Genomic DNA, 19,507 nt, shown 5'->3' on the forward strand with positions numbered 1-19,507 from the left:
TTGAAACCCTTTTCTATTATATTTATAGTTTTATTGAGGTCAGTTATCGTTCGAACATCATTTCTACCAAGACATTCCAGTTTGCTTTTGACACATCATCCTTTGCCAGTTCGCTTAATTTCCAGATTCGAATATAATTATATTTGACAACCTTATCTTTCAGATTGACTGTAGCAGTTCCGAAAGAATAGGCATATTCGCCACTATAAGCTCTACCCACTTTTTCAGGAGTTGTGATGATATTAATTCGGGATTTTTTCAAATATGCCAGTATATCCTTTTTACCTTCTATCGGTTGGATCCAAGGAAAAAGTAAACGCGAGTCCTCATGTAAAAACTCTTTATAACCAGCTTGGTTATCCGCTTTTAATACGGTCGACAAAAGCTTATCAGTCTCAAAAACAATCTCTTTACGCTGATCTAAACGTACTTGAGAACGATGCTTTAAATACCAAGCTTCGCTAGGCTCATAAAATTCCAATTCAGAATTTTCCTTATTGCCAAAATTTTCGACTTCAGCGCGAATATCGACAAGCCATTTCCCTTTTTTATTTCTTTTCCAGACCGTTAGATACTGTCCAAAACGTTTTCTGGCGCCAACTTTCTGAAATTCAAAAGGGCCTGTAGTAACACCAAATTCTTGACTTTTTGAAACCATTGCTAATGCTGGTTCCCAAGTTAGTACATCAGGTATATTCGGCCTATTATTCAGATAATCTAAAGCATTGACCTCAGAAGGAACAAAAAATTTAGACTCTTTATCGACAATTGACAGAAATGCCTGATGAGGTGTTGTTGTTTTAGAAATCAATGCAGCTTCTTTATCTGCACGGATTAAACTACCTACTTTATCGGGAATCTGCGCATACACTTGTGCTGAAAATGCACTCATGAAAACTATTGCCGACATTTTATTCCATATATTCATGTAATGTTTTGATATTAATTCGACACTAACTATCAAATCTTATTCCAAAGCGTCCCATCTTTGCTATCTTTCAGTTGTATACCGATCGCATTGAGTTCCTCACGAATACGATCCGATGTTGCAAAATCTTTATTTTGCTTAGCACCATCGCGTAATTTAATGACAATAGACATAATCTCATCCATACTATCATTGCTGGATATTTGATCATCTTGCAGTCCAAGAATATCAAAAACAAAATGTTGTAAAAATGTTTTTAATTCTTCTAGATCAGGAGCACTAATAGCTGCTTTGCCGTCATATATTGAATTAATCAAACGAACGACCTCAAATAATTCCGCAATTAAAATAGGGCTATTAAAATCATCATCCATTGCAGCATAGCATTTTTCACGTAAATCGGCGATATTCAAAGCTGACTTACCTTTTGAAGGCTTCAATTTATCCAATAGATTAATGGCTGTCATCAAACGTTTAAAGCCCTTATCAGCTGCATCTAATGCTTCATTAGAAAAATCCAATGTACTTCTATAATGAGCCTGCAACATAAAGAAACGCACGGCCATAGGTGTATAACCACGTTCCAATAAAGGGTGATCTCCCGTAAACAATTGATGTGGCAAAAATCCATTTCCTGATGATTTTGACATGCGCGCACCATTGACCGTCAACATATTGGTATGCATCCAATATTTAGCCGGAGCAGTATGATTACATGCTTCTGACTGCGCGATTTCATTGGTATGGTGAGTTGCTGCCAAATCCATTCCTCCACCGTGTATATCAAACTGGTCACCCAAATATTTACGGCTCATAGCAGAACACTCAATATGCCAGCCCGGAAAACCTACACTCCAGGGCGAAGGCCAACGCATAATATGTTCTGGTTTAGCTTTGATCCATAGGGCAAAGTCCAAACGACCATGTTTCTCATCCTGACCACCGAGTTCACGTGTATTATTCAACATATCATCAAGCTTACGATTAGTCAAAACGGTATAATCGTAGTCCTTCACATATTTTTCAACGTCAAAATACACGGTTCCATTGACCTCATAAGCATATCCATTAGCAATGATTTGTTGAACCATTTCGATCTGTTCTGAAATATGACCGGTAGCTGTAGGCTCGATGCTAGGAGGTAAGGTATTGAAAAGACGTAAAACATCATGGAAACCAAGTGTATATTTTTGCACAATCTCCATCGGCTCCAGCTGCTCCAGTTTTGCCTTTTTAGCAAATTTGTCATCACCTTCGTCATTATCCCCTTCCAGATGGCCAGCATCTGTTATATTACGTACATAACGGACTTTAAATCCAAGATGCTTTAAATATCGAAATATCAAATCAAACGACACGAAAGTGCGACAATTCCCCAAGTGAACATCACTGTATACGGTAGGCCCACAAACATACATCCCTACTAAAGAGGGATGTAATGGTTGGAATTTTTCTTTTTTACGTGTTAACGTATTGTATAAATAAAGATTGTTTTCCATGTCTAGAAAAATATCAGTTTCTATTTTTGTCTAAAATATATTTGAATTGGAACTCCCTCGAAATCGAAGTGTTCACGTAGTTTATTTTCAATATAACGTTTGTATGGATCTTTCACATACTGTGGTAAGTTACAGAAGAATGCAAACATGGGTGTACGTCCAGGAAGCTGAGTAACATACTTCACTTTGATATATTTACCTTTTAGAGCTGGTGGTGGATAATTTTCGATCACCTGCAACATCACTTCATTTAATTTTGAAGTAGGAATCTTCTTTGTTTTATTTTCGTAAACCTTTGCCGCAACTTCCAAAGTTTTGAAAATACGCTGTTTCTCAGTAACGGAAGTAAAAACAATAGGAATATCTGTAAAAGGAGCGATTTTCTCTTTGATACGCGCCTCAAACTCTTTCATTGTTTTATTATCTTTATCAATGGTATCCCATTTGTTGACAACGATTACAATCCCTTTTCTATTTTTCTCTGCAAGATGGAAAATATTAATATCCTGCGCTTCAATACCGTCATTGGCATCCAACATCAACAGAACAACATCCGAATCCTCCAAAGCTTTGATCGTACGCATGACAGAGTAAAACTCAATATCTTCGTTCACTTTAGACTTACGTCTCAATCCAGCGGTATCGATCAATAAGAATTCATGACCGAACTGTTTGTAATGGATACGAATCGAATCACGAGTAGTACCGGCTACTGGAGTGACGATATTACGATCTACACCTAACAATGCATTTGTTAAAGAAGATTTCCCCACATTAGGGCGACCTACAATCGTATATTTTGGTAATGTCGTATCGTCTTCGGGTTCATCTTCAAAAGTGGAAACTACTGCATCTAATAACTCTCCTGTACCAGATCCTGTAGCTGAAGAAACATTATAGATCTCACCTAAACCGAATGCATAAAACTCAGCCGAATCATGATGTAATTTAGCATGATCAACTTTATTTGCTGCCACATATACAGGCTTAGAACTTCTTCTTAAAATATCAGCAATCTCATCATCTAAATCAGTGATTCCTGTGGTTACATCTACCATAAATATAATAGCAGATGCTTCTTCTATTGCGATATGAACTTGGTCACGAATTGCTTCTTCAAAAACATCATCCGATCCATGTACAAACCCACCAGTATCAATAACTGTAAAATTCTTTCCTATCCATTCTGCCGTTTCATAGTGACGGTCGCGCGTCACTCCACTAAAGTCATCAACAATAGCTTTTCTACTCTCCGTCAGACGATTGAAAAGCGTGGATTTCCCAACATTTGGACGACCTACAATTGCAACAATATTTGCCATATTTTTACTATATATTATTCTCGTTACCTCACGGCAACTTATTTAAATACAATTTAACTCAGTGGGCAAAGTTACACATTATACCTGGTATTTTTGAAAATCAATCTAATCTTATCGTAATCTCTACCATTTTTCTAATCCATGACAACAATCAGGTATAACACGATTAAACAGAGCGATTATCCGCTTATAAAAATTTTATAGTCAGAATCCGATTTTGACTGCAATTAGCTGGTTCCGATCAGCCAAAGGAGTTGCTAAAAAAGAAAGCCTCAGTGAGCACACTGAGACTTTCCAACAATACAAAATAGCATGCAACCTATTGCAGTACAAGTTCAAATTTATGGATCTTAATTTCAACAATATGGTCTGAGCTATTGATTAATCGGGCAGCTTTAGATTTGGACGTTTTAGTTGCTGACCAGGTCTCCCCATCATCGCTAAATTCTAATTTCAGTAACTCTTGTTTTGGCAAAACTTCAAAAAGCACGTCTTTTATAAACTGGGAAGAGGTGACCTCCAGACCAATATTATCTTTAGGATTTAATTTAACAACCTCCAGCATAGGACTTAATTTCAGGATCTGTTGTGGTCTATTTCCTGTAATCACATCATTCAAGATGGGTAAAGCCTTTAATGGAGCCAAACTCGTTATTACATGGCCACTAGCCTGATCAATGGATTGAGGCACTGCAAAACCTTTTTCTCGAAATAATTGTGCAAAATGAAAATACGATTTCTCCACCCAGGGTAATATATGACGGCTACCCGTTACAATACCGGGCTGATAGGGATTCCGATTATTATTTCGATCAATATCAACCAACTTATTACGTTGAGTCTGCAGTTCAAGAAAATGCCGGTAAGCTTCCTGGTCATCTTTTGAAGTTAAAAGATCCAGTAGCGATAAACTTGCTTGGCCCAAGCTTGCGAAGTGAAATAACCAAGGTTTTAATTCGCTTACTAACTTTTGATTACGCGAACGTTCAACAATATGCTGGACAGCAGGAGCAAATTTTGAAAACTCAGCTTGGAGTAAAATATAATGATCAGATTTTAATGCAATGGGAAAAGTTTTAAATTTCGGTGTAACATGTAATAAACTATCTATTAATGGACCAAAACCTTCCGATTCTATACGTCGATACTGATGATAACTTGGACCAGGATCTGTATTATGTTTTGAAAATAAAGCATATGATGTTTCAATCTCAGGCATTACTTCGTGTATACCTCGGAGCCAAGAGGTATTTGAATCAAAAGATTTCAAATTCCAAGAATAGTCCGCAACTGAAAAAATAGCGACTTTAGAAGCTTCGGCCTTATCCATTGGGTTAGTTACAAAACCTGACATATCAGATTTAATATCGTGACTTAAACCATAGACAGGTCCTAACAAAAGATGATTTCGAACATAATCACTCACTGGAAAATTCCACCAAACAAATGAAGGTCTTTTAATACGATTATTGACCCAAACTTGTCCTTCTTTCGTGATATCATGGATAACTGAATTGCCCGTCCACATGATTTCAATCTTGTTATCCAACTGATCTCCCAATAGATCTAAATAAGTATTTGGCTTTAAATTGGACCATAATTTATTGTACTCCGTCGGGCACATGATCAATGCCCCTACATGCTGCTTTTTATCGACAAATTCCTTTTGTAAGTAATTCAACAAACCTGCCTGTTTCTCTGCTTTTGTTCCTTCACCAGAAATATCATCAAAAAATACAGCAAAGTGTCTTACTCCCAAATCATACATTAAATCAAACTTATGCAATACAGCCAGACTATCTGCCTTATTCCATTTAATATCTTTCCCTGGATGAATCGCCCAATAAAAATCTACTTCATTATCTTTGGCAACCTGCACTAATTCCTGTATGCGCTTTGCTTCTTCTTGAGGATATGGTTCACGCCAATTGGGTGATGAATGATAAGGGTCATCTTTAGGACCATACAAGTAGGTATTCATTTTCCATTGCCCATAAAACTTCAACTGTGCAATGCGATCTTCGAAACTCCATGGCTCGCCGTAAAAACCCTCGACTGTCCCTCGAAAGGCAACGTCAGGAAAATCATGTATAAGCTGCTCTTGTAAAAAGGAGGTTTGTTTAGCAGTATCTAAAAGTTGTTTTAAACTTTGAGCAGCATAAAAAGCACCTCGTTGAGTTTTATAAGTTACTTCAATGCTCTTTGGACCAATAGATAAATCATATCCTTCCTGATTTGTCACCGTTTTTGACATTTTAAATCGAACAGGAATACCTGACTTAGCCCAATAGGGTGTCAATATAGAGGAGATCTGCTGATCTATATTTCCCTTTAGTACGATACCTGCATAAGGAATATGTTCTTTCTTTAGAATTGTTTTTTGAGGTATGGGGTAAATGTGCTGGGCTCGACTAGTTGCAAATAACGTACAAATAACAAAACATAAAATTAAAAATCTGGATAACATAATGATTGTAGAAATTGAATTAGGTTAAAGTAAAACAAGTATAATGGTATAAGATGAATGTCACAAATTCGAAAGTCATGAAATCGTTTGCGTGAAAACAAGAGAGGAAATACGATAAAAAAAATGGCCTTGCAAATCTGCAAAGCCATTTTCTTAAAATGATCAACTTAATCTATTGTGTTGGATTTTGAGTCAACACTCCAGGGTATGAATTAATCGCACTCTGCGGGATATAGTATACGACACGAAAGTCCGTTGGCGCTATAACCTCAGATTGATTATGCGGTCCTGGATATTGACGCGTCAATGCTTTACCATTACGAAATACATCATAGCTACGTTCTGCTTGAAATGCCAATTCCAATTCACGCTCTTTATCAATTAATGTACTTGCATTTGAAGCATTTAAGGATGAATACGCACCATTTGTAATCGAGCGGGTTCTTATTTTATTTAAATCCGCTAATGCTGCAGCGTAATTACCCAGTTTTGCTTGTGCTTCTGCTCTATTGAGATAAACCTCTCCTAATCTGCTGATGATTGGTGAATGTAATTGCGAATTTTCACCTTCTTTAGAACATTTCGTAATATAGAACTGAGGATATACACGATTTAATGAAATATAATAATCCAATACCCCATTATACGTTTTACCATCCTTGTATTTTATACTATAGGTTCCTTCATTGACGTTGATCACGATTAATGCATAAGGTATTCTTTGTTCGGCAGTAGTTGCCGTTTTTGGAATTACCTCTATAGCAGTAACGGTGTTACCTGTTCGCTCAATAATAAATTGGGCATAATTTAATGTATTTGCAGCGTCTTCTTTTATAAAGCGAAAGACCTCGGTATACTTCCCTGTCTTTTCATCTTCGGAATAAGTGGGTTCTATAAAGGAAGCACGCGCATCAACGATACGGTAGTTGTCTGGGCGCCAGTCGTTACGACCTGTTTCATTTAGCAAATCGATGTATTTTGCACTTGCATACATCTCACCCCAGCCCATACCGCCGATATTTGAATACATACCACCAACACCATAATAATGATCATAACCCGAAAATTCAGATGCTACTCTTTTAATGGCAAAGATCGTCTCGGCATTATTCTCTGGTGTAAAGGTATTATATTTCATAAATTTGTCTCGATCCAACAAGGTATAGTCTCCAGAGTTGATCACTTTATCCGCATACTCTACTGACAATCTTGCGTATTCGGCATTTGGGGACTGGTATGTACCACTCATATACAGATAAACCCGAGATAACATGGCTTGAGCTGCTCCCTTAGAAGCATAGATATTGCCTTTGTTAATTGTCAATAAGGATTCTGCCTTCTTCAAATCACTGATCGCCTGTTCATACGTTGCTTTAACCGTAGCACGGTCAGGTAAACGCAGATCATTAAAAACATCATCAGGGGTACCATTTACAATAGGCACTCCAAGATTGGTTTCAGGACTTTGGTAATAAGGACGTCCATAGGCACGAACCAAGTAGAAATACATCATGCCACGAATGTAATAACACTCCCCTAATTGGTTGTCTTTTTCAGGACTTTCACCTTCAGTAATGATTTTCATCACATTGGATGACTGCGCAATAGCCTTATACCCCGCATTCCAAAATTCAGATAAACGTCCGTTATTTGGCGTACGTGCATACGAAATAAACTCATAAAATGCATCCGTCGAAGCTCCGCGAATCATCATATTATCGCCGGCATACTCGCCAGCGCGATGCATCGGATCCGACCAGGCTTTCAATTGTCCATATGCGCCATTAATCCCGGCATCTGGATTGCTAGAAATATTATCCGAATCCATTAAATTATGGGGGAACCGATCTATATTACATGATGTAATGGTAGCAGCTGTTAATAGTATAGATAGTATCTTTTTCATAAAATTTTTCTCTCTTTTAACTAAAATGTCACATTAAGACCAAACATAAATTTGCGTGTAGCAGGATATATAGCTGGACCTGCCGAACCTAAGATAGCGCCTGTATCTTCATTGATCGAAATCTCAGGATCCACACCTGAATAGTTCGTAATGGTAAACAAGTTCTCCCCCGTAAAGAATACACGGACATTTTTCAATTTATATTGTTCCAATTTCAGGTTATAGCCCAAGGTCAACGAACGCAATCTTAAAAAATCACTATCTTCTAAATAACGCGTTGATGTAGAATTTCCTTTATCGTTATTATTGTATTTAGCGATTGGATGCGTAGCAATATCTCCTGGTTTTTCCCAGCGACTCCAGCCGTCTTGCAATTTCATCTGATTCCTATCGGTATAGGTTCCATCAGAATCATATTCTTGACGAGAATAATTATAGATCTTCCCACCAATGGAGTAGCCAAATGATGCATTGAGATCAAACTGTTTGTAAGTGATTCCTGTATTGAATCCACCAAATAGATCTGGGGATGCTTTTCCTGCCTTCTGCAAGGTCGCTGCTGAATAATTAGAAGTCTTGACTTGAGTTTGATTACCATCCTGATCGGTTTCAACTTTATACCACTCTGGAGCACCAGTCTCCACATTGACCCCAGCCCATATCGGCATATAATAAGTATCAACCGGTAATCCTGGCTCCAAAACTCGACTAGCAGAACCAGCGATGCCTAAACCATCACCGATGATAAGAGGTCTTGTCACATCGTTGCCATTAGCATCTTTACTCTTAATCAATTCGGTTAACTTATTTTTGTTATGGCCGATATTGATATCCAAGCTCCAAGTGAAGTCATTTTTACGAATGATATCACCTCCTAAAGTAAGTTCTACACCTCTATTTTGCATTTTACCAATATTCTTATACACACTTGTGACGCCCGTCATTCCACTGATTGGCACGTTATATAAGATATTGTCCGTTTTTTTATCATAGTAATCAAAAGTGACACGAGCACGATTGTTGAACATGGTTGCATCAAATCCTGCACCTGTTGTAAAGGTACGTTCCCAAGTCAGATTTTTATTTCCAATCCGATAAATCAAAGCTCCCGAATTTTCATTATAACCTGATGCCAATGAAACAGAATATAAGTTGTATTGTGGATATAATTCGCTAGGACGGTTACCTACTGAACCGTATGAAGCACGGACTTTCAAATTATCAATCCAGGCGGCATTGAACCAACTCTCGCGATTGATATTCCATCCTCCACTCACGGAGAAAAAATTACCATATTTAGCGTTATCTCCAAAATTGGAAGCACCATCACGACGGAAAGATACCTGTGCCAAATATTTACCATCGTAAGCATAATTTGCATTCGATAATAAAGATTGGACTGCCCATTCATTAATATTTCCTCTAGTACGTTCTGGTTTAGCAACAACATTTAACACTTCGAAGCCAGGAATAAAACCTGTACCATAAACATCCAATGTCTTGTCCCAATAATCATTGAATTCATAAGCTGCTAATGCATTCACAGCATGTTTACCCCAAGATTTATTAAAACGCAATATCTGACTGGTATAACGACGCGCATATTCTGAGCGGTAATCTGTTAAACGTCCTTTTACACTTTCTCCTCCACTAGAACGAGGATCTGTATACCCCGCAGCACTATAAGTATTATAGCGGTAGTTATTAACGGATGAGAAAGTCAACCAATTGGTGAATTTGATATCAAAGTCCATATTACCGCTGAACTCATAATTGGTATTGGCACTATGATCCCATTGTAAATCATACAGGTAGTTTGTGTTCGCACTATTAACCCACCCGCTATAACGATGAGGAACCGGCTTGCCATCTGCATCAAATGGGTTATCCCAAGGGAAATTTGAATACATCGCTGTTGTAGAATATTGTCTATCCTCTACTCCTCTACGTGCTCCAACTAAAGTTGGTTTAACGGTCAACCATTTCGTCGGTTTATAAACCGTATTCATACGGAAATTATAACGATCGTAATCATAGCCTTTCACAGCACCTACTTCATTGTAGTAACCCAATGATAGATAAGATTGTAGCTTTTCAGTACCCGATTGGATAGAAATATTATGATTTTGGGTAAAACCATGTTGTGTAGCCACTTTCCACCAGTCGAAATCACTATTTCTCAAATCAGCATTCCAACGGGGAAATTTAATTGCCGCTTGGTTTGCAAAAGAAGCATAATAATCATAAAGTTCAGCACCATTCATCATTTTCAAATTACCAGTAGTAAGCTGATTAAATCCGATTTTTGAAGAGAAATTGATTGAAGTGCTATTTGCAGTTGGATTTTTTGTGGTGACGACAACCACACCATTTGCTCCCTGTGAACCATATATAGCCGTTGAAGCTGCATCTTTTAATACCGTTAAGGTAGCAATATCATCTGGATTTAAATCACCAGCACTAGATCCGAGAATAACACCATCGACAACCCATAGTGGACTTGTCGTACCACTTAAAGTGGCTTGACCGCGAATGACTACACCACCTTTTGCGCCTGGTCTTCCCGTTCCCGGAGCGACATATACACCCGCAGCTTTACCATTTAACATGTTTTCAACTGAAGGAGAAGTAATATCGCGCAATTTATCACCTTTTACAGTCTGCAATGAACCAGTTAAGCTTTCCTTTTTTTGGCTCCCATAACCAACAACAACCACTTCTTCTAATGCCTCATTTGATGCTACAAGTACGACATTCACTGTTGCGCCCTGCACAGGTTTTTCAACCTTGTCAAATCCGACAGCTGAAAATACTAAAGTCTGACCAGCAGAAACTTTGATCGAATATCGCCCATTGGCATCCGTTGAGGTCGCAATAGTGGAATTTTCTTTCACATAAATCGTCACGCCACTTAATGGACCTGAACTAGAAGTAACAGTACCAGAAATTTTCTGCTGCGAACTGCTGATTGTTGAGCTAATTAAATCACCATCATCATGTGCTTCAGCTACGCTTGGAGCAATTAGCGCCAACATCAAAGCTGACGTAATGGGATAAAATTTAGTCACAAAAAAAGGTTTTGTAAATCTCTTATTCATAAACTTAATTTCAAGATAATCAGTAAATTAGTTAATTATCATAATTTATCTTCTGCAAAATAGTGTAAAGATTACTTAATATAAATTTAATATGAAACGAAATCGATTGCATAAAATAACGCAATCGTTTGTTTAGCTAACCAATACATGGTTCAATTTGAAATTACAAATCATACTGTTCTTTTATCTCTTGATATATCGATCTAGCGTATCCCTAGACACAATAAAAACTCAAAAATACAGACACTATAAAAAAAGCAGGTATCCATAGGAGATAGCTGCTTTTGTATGCCTTTTTGCAATTCTTTGAATAAGAAAATCAATTAATTTCTTTTTTATTATACGAGCAATTTTATACACTCTTGTTCAGTCAATACCTCAGTGACTCAGAAATATCACCAATTTCTCTAACTTCAGGATATAGAGACAGTACGAATTAAACGACCTTCAGTTTCACAACCTACTTTTAACCTGTTACGATCATAGCTTTAGTAACATATTCTCTAAAAAACAGGCAAAAAGAAACCCCTTAGCTTTTGACTAAGGGGTTCTTTATAGTAGCGGGAATCAGACTCGAACTGATGACCTTCGGGTTATGAGCCCGACGAGCTACCAACTGCTCCATCCCGCAATGTATTTTCAATGTCTTCGAATCCGTGTCTTCCAACGGACTCTTTAGTAGCGGGAATCAGACTCGAACTGATGACCTTCGGGTTATGAGCCCGACGAGCTACCAACTGCTCCATCCCGCAATGTATTTTTAATGTCTTCGAATCCGTGTCTTCCAACGGACTCTTGTAGTAGCGGGAATCAGACTCGAACTGATGACCTTCGGGTTATGAGCCCGACGAGCTACCAACTGCTCCATCCCGCAATATATTTTTTGGTCAATCTTACTTTTAAATACAAAAAAGCAAGATATCTTTACCTCCGAATTGGAGCACAAAGATATATTTTGTTTCTTTGTAATCCTAATTAAATTAAAAAAAATGTCGCATAAAGCAGGATTCGTAAGCATCATCGGTAAACCTAATGCAGGTAAGTCTACGCTAATGAACGCTTTAGTGGGTGAAAAGATGTCTATCATCACTCCTAAAGCTCAAACAACAAGACACCGCATTATTGGAATAGTGAATGATGAGGAGCACCAAATTGTCTTTTCAGACACACCAGGTATCATCAAACCAAACTATTCGCTACAAGAATCAATGATGAATTTTGTCCAAGGATCGCTAATCGATGCGGACATTATTTTATTTGTTACAGATATCAATGAAAAATATGATGAAAATGATGTTATCGAGAAATTGAAAAAAACAAGTTCTCCGGTAGCCGTTCTGATTAATAAAATTGATAAATCTAACGAAGCAGAAGTGATGGCTAAAGTAGAATTCTGGAAAGAAACCATCAATCCGGAAGTTATTTTTGCTGTATCAGCACTTCTTAATCACAATGTAACTGGTGTCATGGACTATATCAAGGAAAAACTTCCGGTACATGCCCCTTACTATGAAAAGGATGAACTGACAGACAAGTCAATGCGTTTCTTTGTCTCGGAAATGATTCGTGAAAAAATATTCAAACTGTACGACAAGGAAATTCCATACAGTTCTGAGGTCATTGTCACTTCTTATAAAGAAGAACCTAAGATCACACGGATTGCTGCAGAGATCATCGTAGAACGAGATTCGCAAAAAAATATTATCATCGGTACAGGAGGTTCCATGATTAAAAAAGTAGGTACCTATGCTCGTCAAGATATTGAAGAATTTATTGGCAAGAAAGTATTCTTAGAAGTTTTTGTTAAGGTAATCCCAGATTGGAGAAGTAAAAAGAATTACTTAAAAAGATTCGGTTACGACGACTAATTCTAGATTATATTTTTTGATCAATTACAATTAAGAAGAAAAGCCTCTAAAATTTAGAGGCTTTTCTATAGTATAAATTTTAGTTCTGATCAATGCGATTAAAATAAGTTAAAAGAGCATGCAACTGTTTGAGGTTTAATAATTTTTTCAGCTCTTCTTCAGGCGCCTCTTTAATCTTCTTGACAGACTTAAAGGTCGTCAACAGTTTCTCCACTGTGGTTTTTCCTATTCCAGGGATATCCTCCAATTCAGAAACAAAAGTCTTTCGACTACGTTGGTTCCTATGGAAAGTGATTCCGAATCGATGGGCTTCATCGCGAAGGTGTTGTATAATTTTTAGTGTTTCCGATTTTTTATCCAAATATAGGGGATATTGATCACCTGGATAATACAACTCCTCTAATCTTTTGGCAATACCGATCACCGTCACCTGTTTTTCTATCCCCAATAACTTTAAGCTTTTCAACGCAGCGCTTAACTGCCCCTTACCACCATCAATAATAATCAACTGAGGCAATCCGGTCCCTTCATCTAAAACACGCTTATATCGCCTATATACCGCCTCTTCCATCGTAGCGAAATCATTAGGCCCAACCACTGTCTTCACATTGAAGTGTCGATAATCTTTTTTTGATGGTTTTGCATCTTTAAATACCACTATGGCCGATACAGGATAACTTCCCTGTATATTGGAATTATCAAAACATTCGATATGTTGGGGCAACACATTCAACCGCAGATCTTTCTTCATCTGCGTCAAGATACGATCAACTCTTACATCAGGATTTAGTTTCTCATAATGCAACAAGCGTTCTTTCTTAAAAAAAGCCACATTCTTCAGCGATAGATCCAATAATTTTCTCTTCTCGCCTAATTTTGGAACTGTAAATTTGATTTGATCATTTTCTTGAATGTCCAATTCAAAAGGAACGATGATCTCTCGTGATAAACTTTTGAATCGATCTCGAATTTCAGGAATAGCCAAAGCTAGAAGTTCTTGTTCGGTCTCATCCAGCCGCCGTTTCATCTCAACGGTCTGTGTCTGGATGATAACACCATTCATTACTTTTAAGTAATTGACAAAAGCATAGCTCTCGTCCGATGCAATGCTGAAGACATCGACATTCGTGATTGATGAATTGACAACGGTGGATTTACTTTGATAAAAATCCAATTTGTCTAATTTCATCTTGTAAGCATGTGCTTTTTCAAAATTCATTTCTGAAACAGCTGTTTGCATTTGCTCTTTAATCCGATTGGTGACAACCGAAATTTTACCATTCAAAATATCTTTTATATCGCTCAGATTTTGGTCATAATCCTCTTCAGACTGATAACCTTCACACGGTCCTTTACAATTTCCGATCTGATATTCGAGACAGATCTTAAACTTACCTCGAGCAATATTCTCTTGAGTCAATGCCAGATTACAAGTACGTAACGGGAATAAATCCCGGATGACATCCAGCACAATGTGCATCATCCCTATAGACGCATAAGGGCCATAATAGCGGGAACCATCTTTAATATGCTTGCGTGTCCAAAAAACTCGAGGAAAACGTTCATTTTTAATAACGATCCACGGATAGGTCTTATCATCTTTTAATAATACATTATACTTAGGCTTATGCTTCTTAATCAATGAATTCTCCAACAACCAAGCATCAATCTCTGTATCTACAATTGTAAAAGCAATACGGTTGATCTGACGCACTAATACCCTTGTCTTACCGTTGTGTTGCGTTTCATTTACAAAATAAGAACCTACCCGATTTCTGAGATCTTTGGCCTTACCGATATAAATCAGTATATCCTGCTTATCAAAATACTGATAAACACCCGGTTTATGTGGAATTCTTTTGAGCTCTTCTTTATAATCAAACACGTTCATCTTCAATAAAACAAGCCAGATAACAAATTTCGAAAAACTATATTACCTGGCTTTATACCTATATTTAATATTATTTAAAAACCTAACCGATCATCATTTAAGCTTGATTCAGAACCCGTACTATCACTACCGGCACTTCCGCCCCCACTCCAGTATTTGGAACAATCTACCACTCGGGTCAATCCTCCTTCAGGAAGTTCAAAATCACCTTTCGTATAATTTAGGTTCTTATCAGCGTATATCTTCTGCATATATAGTGCAAATACCGGCATCGCAGCTGCCGCACCTTGTCCATCTTGCATATTCGCAAAGCTGATACCTCGATCTTCAGCACCAGTCCATACACCCGAAACCAATTCAGGTGTTATTCCGATAAACCAAGCATCTGAGTTATCATTTGTAGTACCTGTCTTACCTCCAATCGGATTCGTTAAATGATATTTCCATTGAATTCTTCTTGCTGTACCTTTGGAAACAACAGATTTTAACATATCCACGATAATGTAGGCAGATTCACTATTCAATGCTTTGACCACTTTAGGAGCTTTTTCATAAATAGGTGTTCCATTTTTATCCTCAATTCTTAAAATTGCATTTGGCTCTATCCAAGTACCGTGATTGACAAAAGCAGAATAAGCGCCTACCATATCAAATACAGAAGCTTCATAAGCTCCAAGTGAAATGGAAGGATAATTAGGAACATCACTTGTGATACCCATGCGCTTGGTCAAAGCTGCAACTGCCTCTGGTGTTACCTGATTTACAAGATATGCTGTCGCATAGTTTTGAGATAAAGCTAGCGCATTTGCTAATGTGATTGGGTTTCCACCTTCAGCTGTCCCGCGAGGTGTCCAATTACCATAAGTTTGCTGATAATTGGGAATACTGTAACATGGAGAATAGCCATTATCAATTGCAACGGCATAAGTAAAAGGTTTTGCTGTCGATCCTACTTGACGAGTACCCATTTTTACTTGATCATATTTATAGTGTTCGAAATTAATGCCACCAACCCATGCTTTAATATGTCCCGTTTTCGGTTCCATAGACATCATCGCATTACGCAACATCAATTTATTATATCGAATAGAGTCTAATGGAGTCATAACTGTATCAACAGAGCCCTTCCAAGTAAAAATTGACATCGGTACTTTTACCTTAAATGCTTTTTTAATTTCATCTTCAGAAAGTCCATTCTCTTTAAGGATACGATAACGTTCAGAACGTCGCATACCTGTAGTCAATAATTTGGCATTAGCTCCTTTAAATGCATCTCTACTTTTCCATTGCGCATTGAATTTTACTTGCAATGATTTCATCCATTCTTTTTGAGCATCCTCCGCATATTGTTGCATCGTCATATTGATCGTTGTATAAATCTTCAATCCATCACGATCCAAGTCATAAGGAGTACCGTCAGATTTGGTGATCGAAAGTCTTGAAAACTCCTTTTTGATCTCTTCTTTCAATACTGCACGAAAATAGGGTGCTAGACCTTCACCATAGTTTGCAATTTTCAACTGTAATCCAAGCGGTTTTGCCTGAGCGGCAGCTTCTTCCTCCAAAGAAATAAAGTTAGCCTTATTCATATTATCTAAAACTGTATTTCTACGTGATAATGCATTTTTAGGATATCTTACTGGAGAATAAACACCGGGACCTTTAAGCATCCCGACTAATAATGCTGCTTGATCAGCGGTAAGTTTATCTGGAGTCGTATTAAAATAGGTACGTGCAGCAGACTTAATACCAAAAGTATTATAGGCTCCAAAATCTACCGTATTAAAATACATTGTTATAATCTCTTCTTTTGTATAATTACGTTCTAATCGAACAGCAGTAATCCATTCTTGAAATTTTTGAATGATACGTTTGGGAGCACTTTTAGCTCGGCCATCCGAAAATAAATTGAGTGCCAATTGTTGGGTAATGGTACTACCACCTTGTTTATTCCCTGTCAGTGTGTGGAAAATAACTGTAAATGTGCGCGTATAATCAATCCCTGAGTGATCATAGAAACGTTTATCTTCTGTTGAAATCAGTGCTTGCACCAAATAAGGAGATAATTCACTATATTTTACATTAGATCTATTCTGAATATAATAAGTACCTAAAACCTTATTATCTTCGGTAATAACTTCAGAAGCTAAATTACTTTTAGGATTTTCTAAATCGCTAAAAGATGGCAATTTGCCAAATAACCCCATGCGTACACTAAATATAAATAGAAATCCAAAAGCTATTATTCCAATAATAAATTTCCAGAAATTACGTGTATACCGCTTGACATCCTCTGGTTGCAGTTGGTTTTTTTTTGATTCTCTCTTCATTGAACCTTATTCTTTCTCGATTTGATCGTTATAAAAATGTTAACATAATTCTTCGCTACAACATCAGATAATGTGCCAAAGATTATATGCATGACAACAAAGATATTACAAATATTTTGAGGAATCTCCATTCCATACAACATCCGTAAAAAAAAAACCTAAAAAAGAATCATTCACAACTTAAAAACAAGTTAAAATCAATAAAAATTATTACCTATTCAGGTCCATATCGCACAATTAATCAAATCTATTGGGTTAAACCCAAACCATGGAAGCGATCGAATTACAATTTTGAATATCACTGAAGCTTGGTATTTCAGAAATTTAGTTTAGATTTAAACTCAAATATCTTGGCCATCTATACTTGGATGCGTCCACCTGATGATTAATTTTATTATCGCTTCATTGATATTTTACGTGATTAAAACAAAACGCAGTATATATGTCCGTTAGTACCTCAAAAAGTTTATTCTTCATTTTTTTGACTGTCTTAATTGATGTCATCGGATTGGGTATTATCATTCCGGTCATGCCCAAATTAATAGAAGAATTAATTGGTGGAACATTGAGTGATGCATCTCGTTATGGCGGACTGCTTATGTTTTGCTATGCCCTTACGCAGTTCTTTTTTGCCTCTGTATTAGGCAACTTAAGTGATCGCTTTGGAAGAAGACCTATTTTATTGATTTCACTACTAGGTTTCTCCATCAATTACCTTTTAATGGGCTTAGCACCGACTATTCTTTGGTTATTTATAGGTCGATTTATTGCCGGTATTACTGGCGCAAGTTATACCGTTGCTGCTGCATTTATAGCAGACATCAGCTCACAGGAAAAGAAAGCTCAGAATTTCGGTTTATTAGGAGCTGCCTTTGGTTTAGGATTTATTGTAGGGCCATTATTAGGCGGACTGTTGGGGCATTATGGTGCGCGGATTCCATTTTATGCTGCAGCGATATTGAGTTTTCTCAACTTTTTATACGGGTATTTTCTAATTCCTGAATCCCTTCAAAAAGATAATCGGAGACCATTCAAATGGAGAAATGCCAATCCAGTAGGCGCTTTCAAGCAACTGGCCAAATATCCTCACTTAAAACAACTCTTTTTCTGTATTTTTTTAATCAATATTGCTTCGCATGCTGTGCAGAGTACTTGGTCTTACTACACCATGGAAAGATATCAGTGGGATGAAAGGATGGTCGGTATATCTTTAGGCTTTGTTGGGGCATTAGTAGCTGTCGTTCAAGCGGGTCTTATTCGTATTATTATTCCCAAACTAGGTTTAGAAAAAAGTATTTTAATCGGTTGCGGCCTTTATATGATCTCTATGCCTTTAATGGGGATGGCCTTTGCTCCTTGGTTGATTTTTTTAGCTATTGTACCCTATGTATTTGCTGGAATAGCCGGTCCTGCGATCCAAAGTTTGATATCCAACGAAACACCATCCAATGAACAAGGGCAGATACAGGGTGGGTTGACAAGTATCATCAGTCTAACAGCCATCATTGGCCCACCGGTGATGAGCTGGCTATTTGCCCATTTTACAGACAAAAAAGAAGCTCTCTATTTACCAGGAGCTCCTTTCTATCTCGGATTTGTACTGACTGCCGTCAGTTTTATCATCGCTTGTTTCTTTTTTAGAAGCAAAAAGAAACGTTAAGCTTTTTCAATCAAACAAACTGCATAAGCGACTACGCCCTCTTGTCTCCCAATAAAACCCATCGTTTCATTGGTCGTTGCTTTAATAGAGATATCCTCCACATCAAGACCTGATGCTGCTGCGATTTTTTCTTTCATCTGACTAATATAGGGTTTGATCTTAGGAGCTTCTAAGCATAACATGGCATCAATATTTCCTAAAGTATATCCCTTATCTGCAATCAATTTAATACAATGCTGTAATAAAACCAGACTATTAATACCTTTCCACTGATCATCAGTATTGGGAAAATGGTAGCCAATATCCTCTAAATTAGCCGCACCTAACAATGCGTCACAAATTGCATGTACCAAAACATCTGCATCAGAGTGTCCAAATGCACCTGCATGATGGTCCAATTCAACTCCACCTACTATAAATGGATGTCCTTCCTTTAATTGATGGACATCAAAGCCAAAGCCAACTTTAATTTTCATAATATAGCTAAGGTAACATTTTAAATGATCATCCCTGCCATTAATTCCATCATAAAACAATT

At 37.3% G+C, this 19,507-nt stretch carries 11 protein-coding genes and 3 tRNA genes; 2 read left to right on the top strand and 12 right to left on the bottom strand.

Translation table 11 applies throughout. From position 1 onward, the window contains the following. Positions 1-43: 43 nt before the first annotated feature. From B3P23_RS00990 to B3P23_RS01030, 9 genes are all read right to left on the bottom strand, one after another. A complete protein-coding gene (locus B3P23_RS00990; RefSeq protein WP_045752607.1) occupies positions 44-928 on the bottom strand; it encodes a hypothetical protein in 885 nt (294 codons plus the stop codon). Positions 929-960: 32 nt separating this feature from the next. Beyond that, positions 961-2,427: a cysteine--tRNA ligase gene (gene cysS, locus B3P23_RS00995; RefSeq protein ID WP_293923752.1), complete on the bottom strand. Its 1,467-nt coding sequence runs from the start codon at positions 2,425-2,427 to the stop codon at positions 961-963. Positions 2,428-2,447: 20 nt separating this feature from the next. Next, complete coding sequence (gene der, locus B3P23_RS01000) at positions 2,448-3,749, bottom strand: ribosome biogenesis GTPase Der (protein WP_045752609.1); 1,302 nt, start codon at positions 3,747-3,749, stop codon at positions 2,448-2,450. Positions 3,750-4,068: 319 nt separating this feature from the next. Then, entirely contained in the window at positions 4,069-6,216 is a 2,148-nt protein-coding gene (locus B3P23_RS01005) for a beta-N-acetylhexosaminidase family protein (protein WP_293923756.1), read from the bottom strand. Between the two features lie 172 nt (positions 6,217-6,388). After that, positions 6,389-8,122, bottom strand: coding sequence for a RagB/SusD family nutrient uptake outer membrane protein (locus B3P23_RS01010; protein ID WP_293923759.1), 1,734 nt, complete (start codon positions 8,120-8,122; stop codon positions 6,389-6,391). A gap of 20 nt (positions 8,123-8,142) precedes the next feature. Beyond that, positions 8,143-11,220, bottom strand: coding sequence for a SusC/RagA family TonB-linked outer membrane protein (locus tag B3P23_RS01015; protein WP_293923762.1), 3,078 nt, complete (start codon positions 11,218-11,220; stop codon positions 8,143-8,145). A 558-nt stretch (positions 11,221-11,778) separates the two neighbouring features. Beyond that, positions 11,779-11,851 (bottom strand) — tRNA-Met (locus B3P23_RS01020). A 48-nt stretch (positions 11,852-11,899) separates the two neighbouring features. Then, a tRNA-Met gene (locus B3P23_RS01025) sits at positions 11,900-11,972 on the bottom strand. Between the two features lie 49 nt (positions 11,973-12,021). Continuing rightward, a tRNA-Met gene (locus B3P23_RS01030) sits at positions 12,022-12,094 on the bottom strand. A gap of 115 nt (positions 12,095-12,209) precedes the next feature. Here B3P23_RS01030 and era point away from each other — a divergent pair. Continuing rightward, entirely contained in the window at positions 12,210-13,088 is an 879-nt protein-coding gene (gene era / locus B3P23_RS01035; protein ID WP_045756147.1) for a GTPase Era, read from the top strand. Between the two features lie 79 nt (positions 13,089-13,167). Here the strand turns inward: era and uvrC are convergent, their stop codons facing one another. Then, positions 13,168-14,979 carry an excinuclease ABC subunit UvrC gene (uvrC, locus tag B3P23_RS01040; protein WP_293923768.1) on the bottom strand — a complete coding sequence of 604 codons (1,812 nt, stop codon included), beginning with the start codon at positions 14,977-14,979 and terminating at the stop codon, positions 13,168-13,170. Between the two features lie 74 nt (positions 14,980-15,053). After that, entirely contained in the window at positions 15,054-17,309 is a 2,256-nt protein-coding gene (locus B3P23_RS01045; RefSeq protein WP_260948247.1) for a transglycosylase domain-containing protein, read from the bottom strand. 442 nt (positions 17,310-17,751) lie between these two features. Between B3P23_RS01045 and B3P23_RS01050 the strand changes: the two genes are divergently transcribed. Further along, positions 17,752-18,969 (top strand): TCR/Tet family MFS transporter, encoded by a 1,218-nt coding sequence (locus B3P23_RS01050; RefSeq protein WP_094773258.1) that lies wholly within the window; start codon positions 17,752-17,754, stop codon positions 18,967-18,969. Here B3P23_RS01050 and ispF read toward each other — a convergent pair. Further along, positions 18,966-19,445 (bottom strand): 2-C-methyl-D-erythritol 2,4-cyclodiphosphate synthase, encoded by a 480-nt coding sequence (ispF, locus tag B3P23_RS01055; RefSeq protein ID WP_045755032.1) that lies wholly within the window; start codon positions 19,443-19,445, stop codon positions 18,966-18,968. The two genes, B3P23_RS01050 and ispF, sit on opposite strands and share 4 nt — an antisense overlap. Positions 19,446-19,507: the final 62 nt, after the last annotated feature.

Source organism: Sphingobacterium sp. UBA6320, assembly GCF_002440335.1.
Classification (GTDB): Bacteria; Bacteroidota; Bacteroidia; order Sphingobacteriales; family Sphingobacteriaceae; genus Sphingobacterium.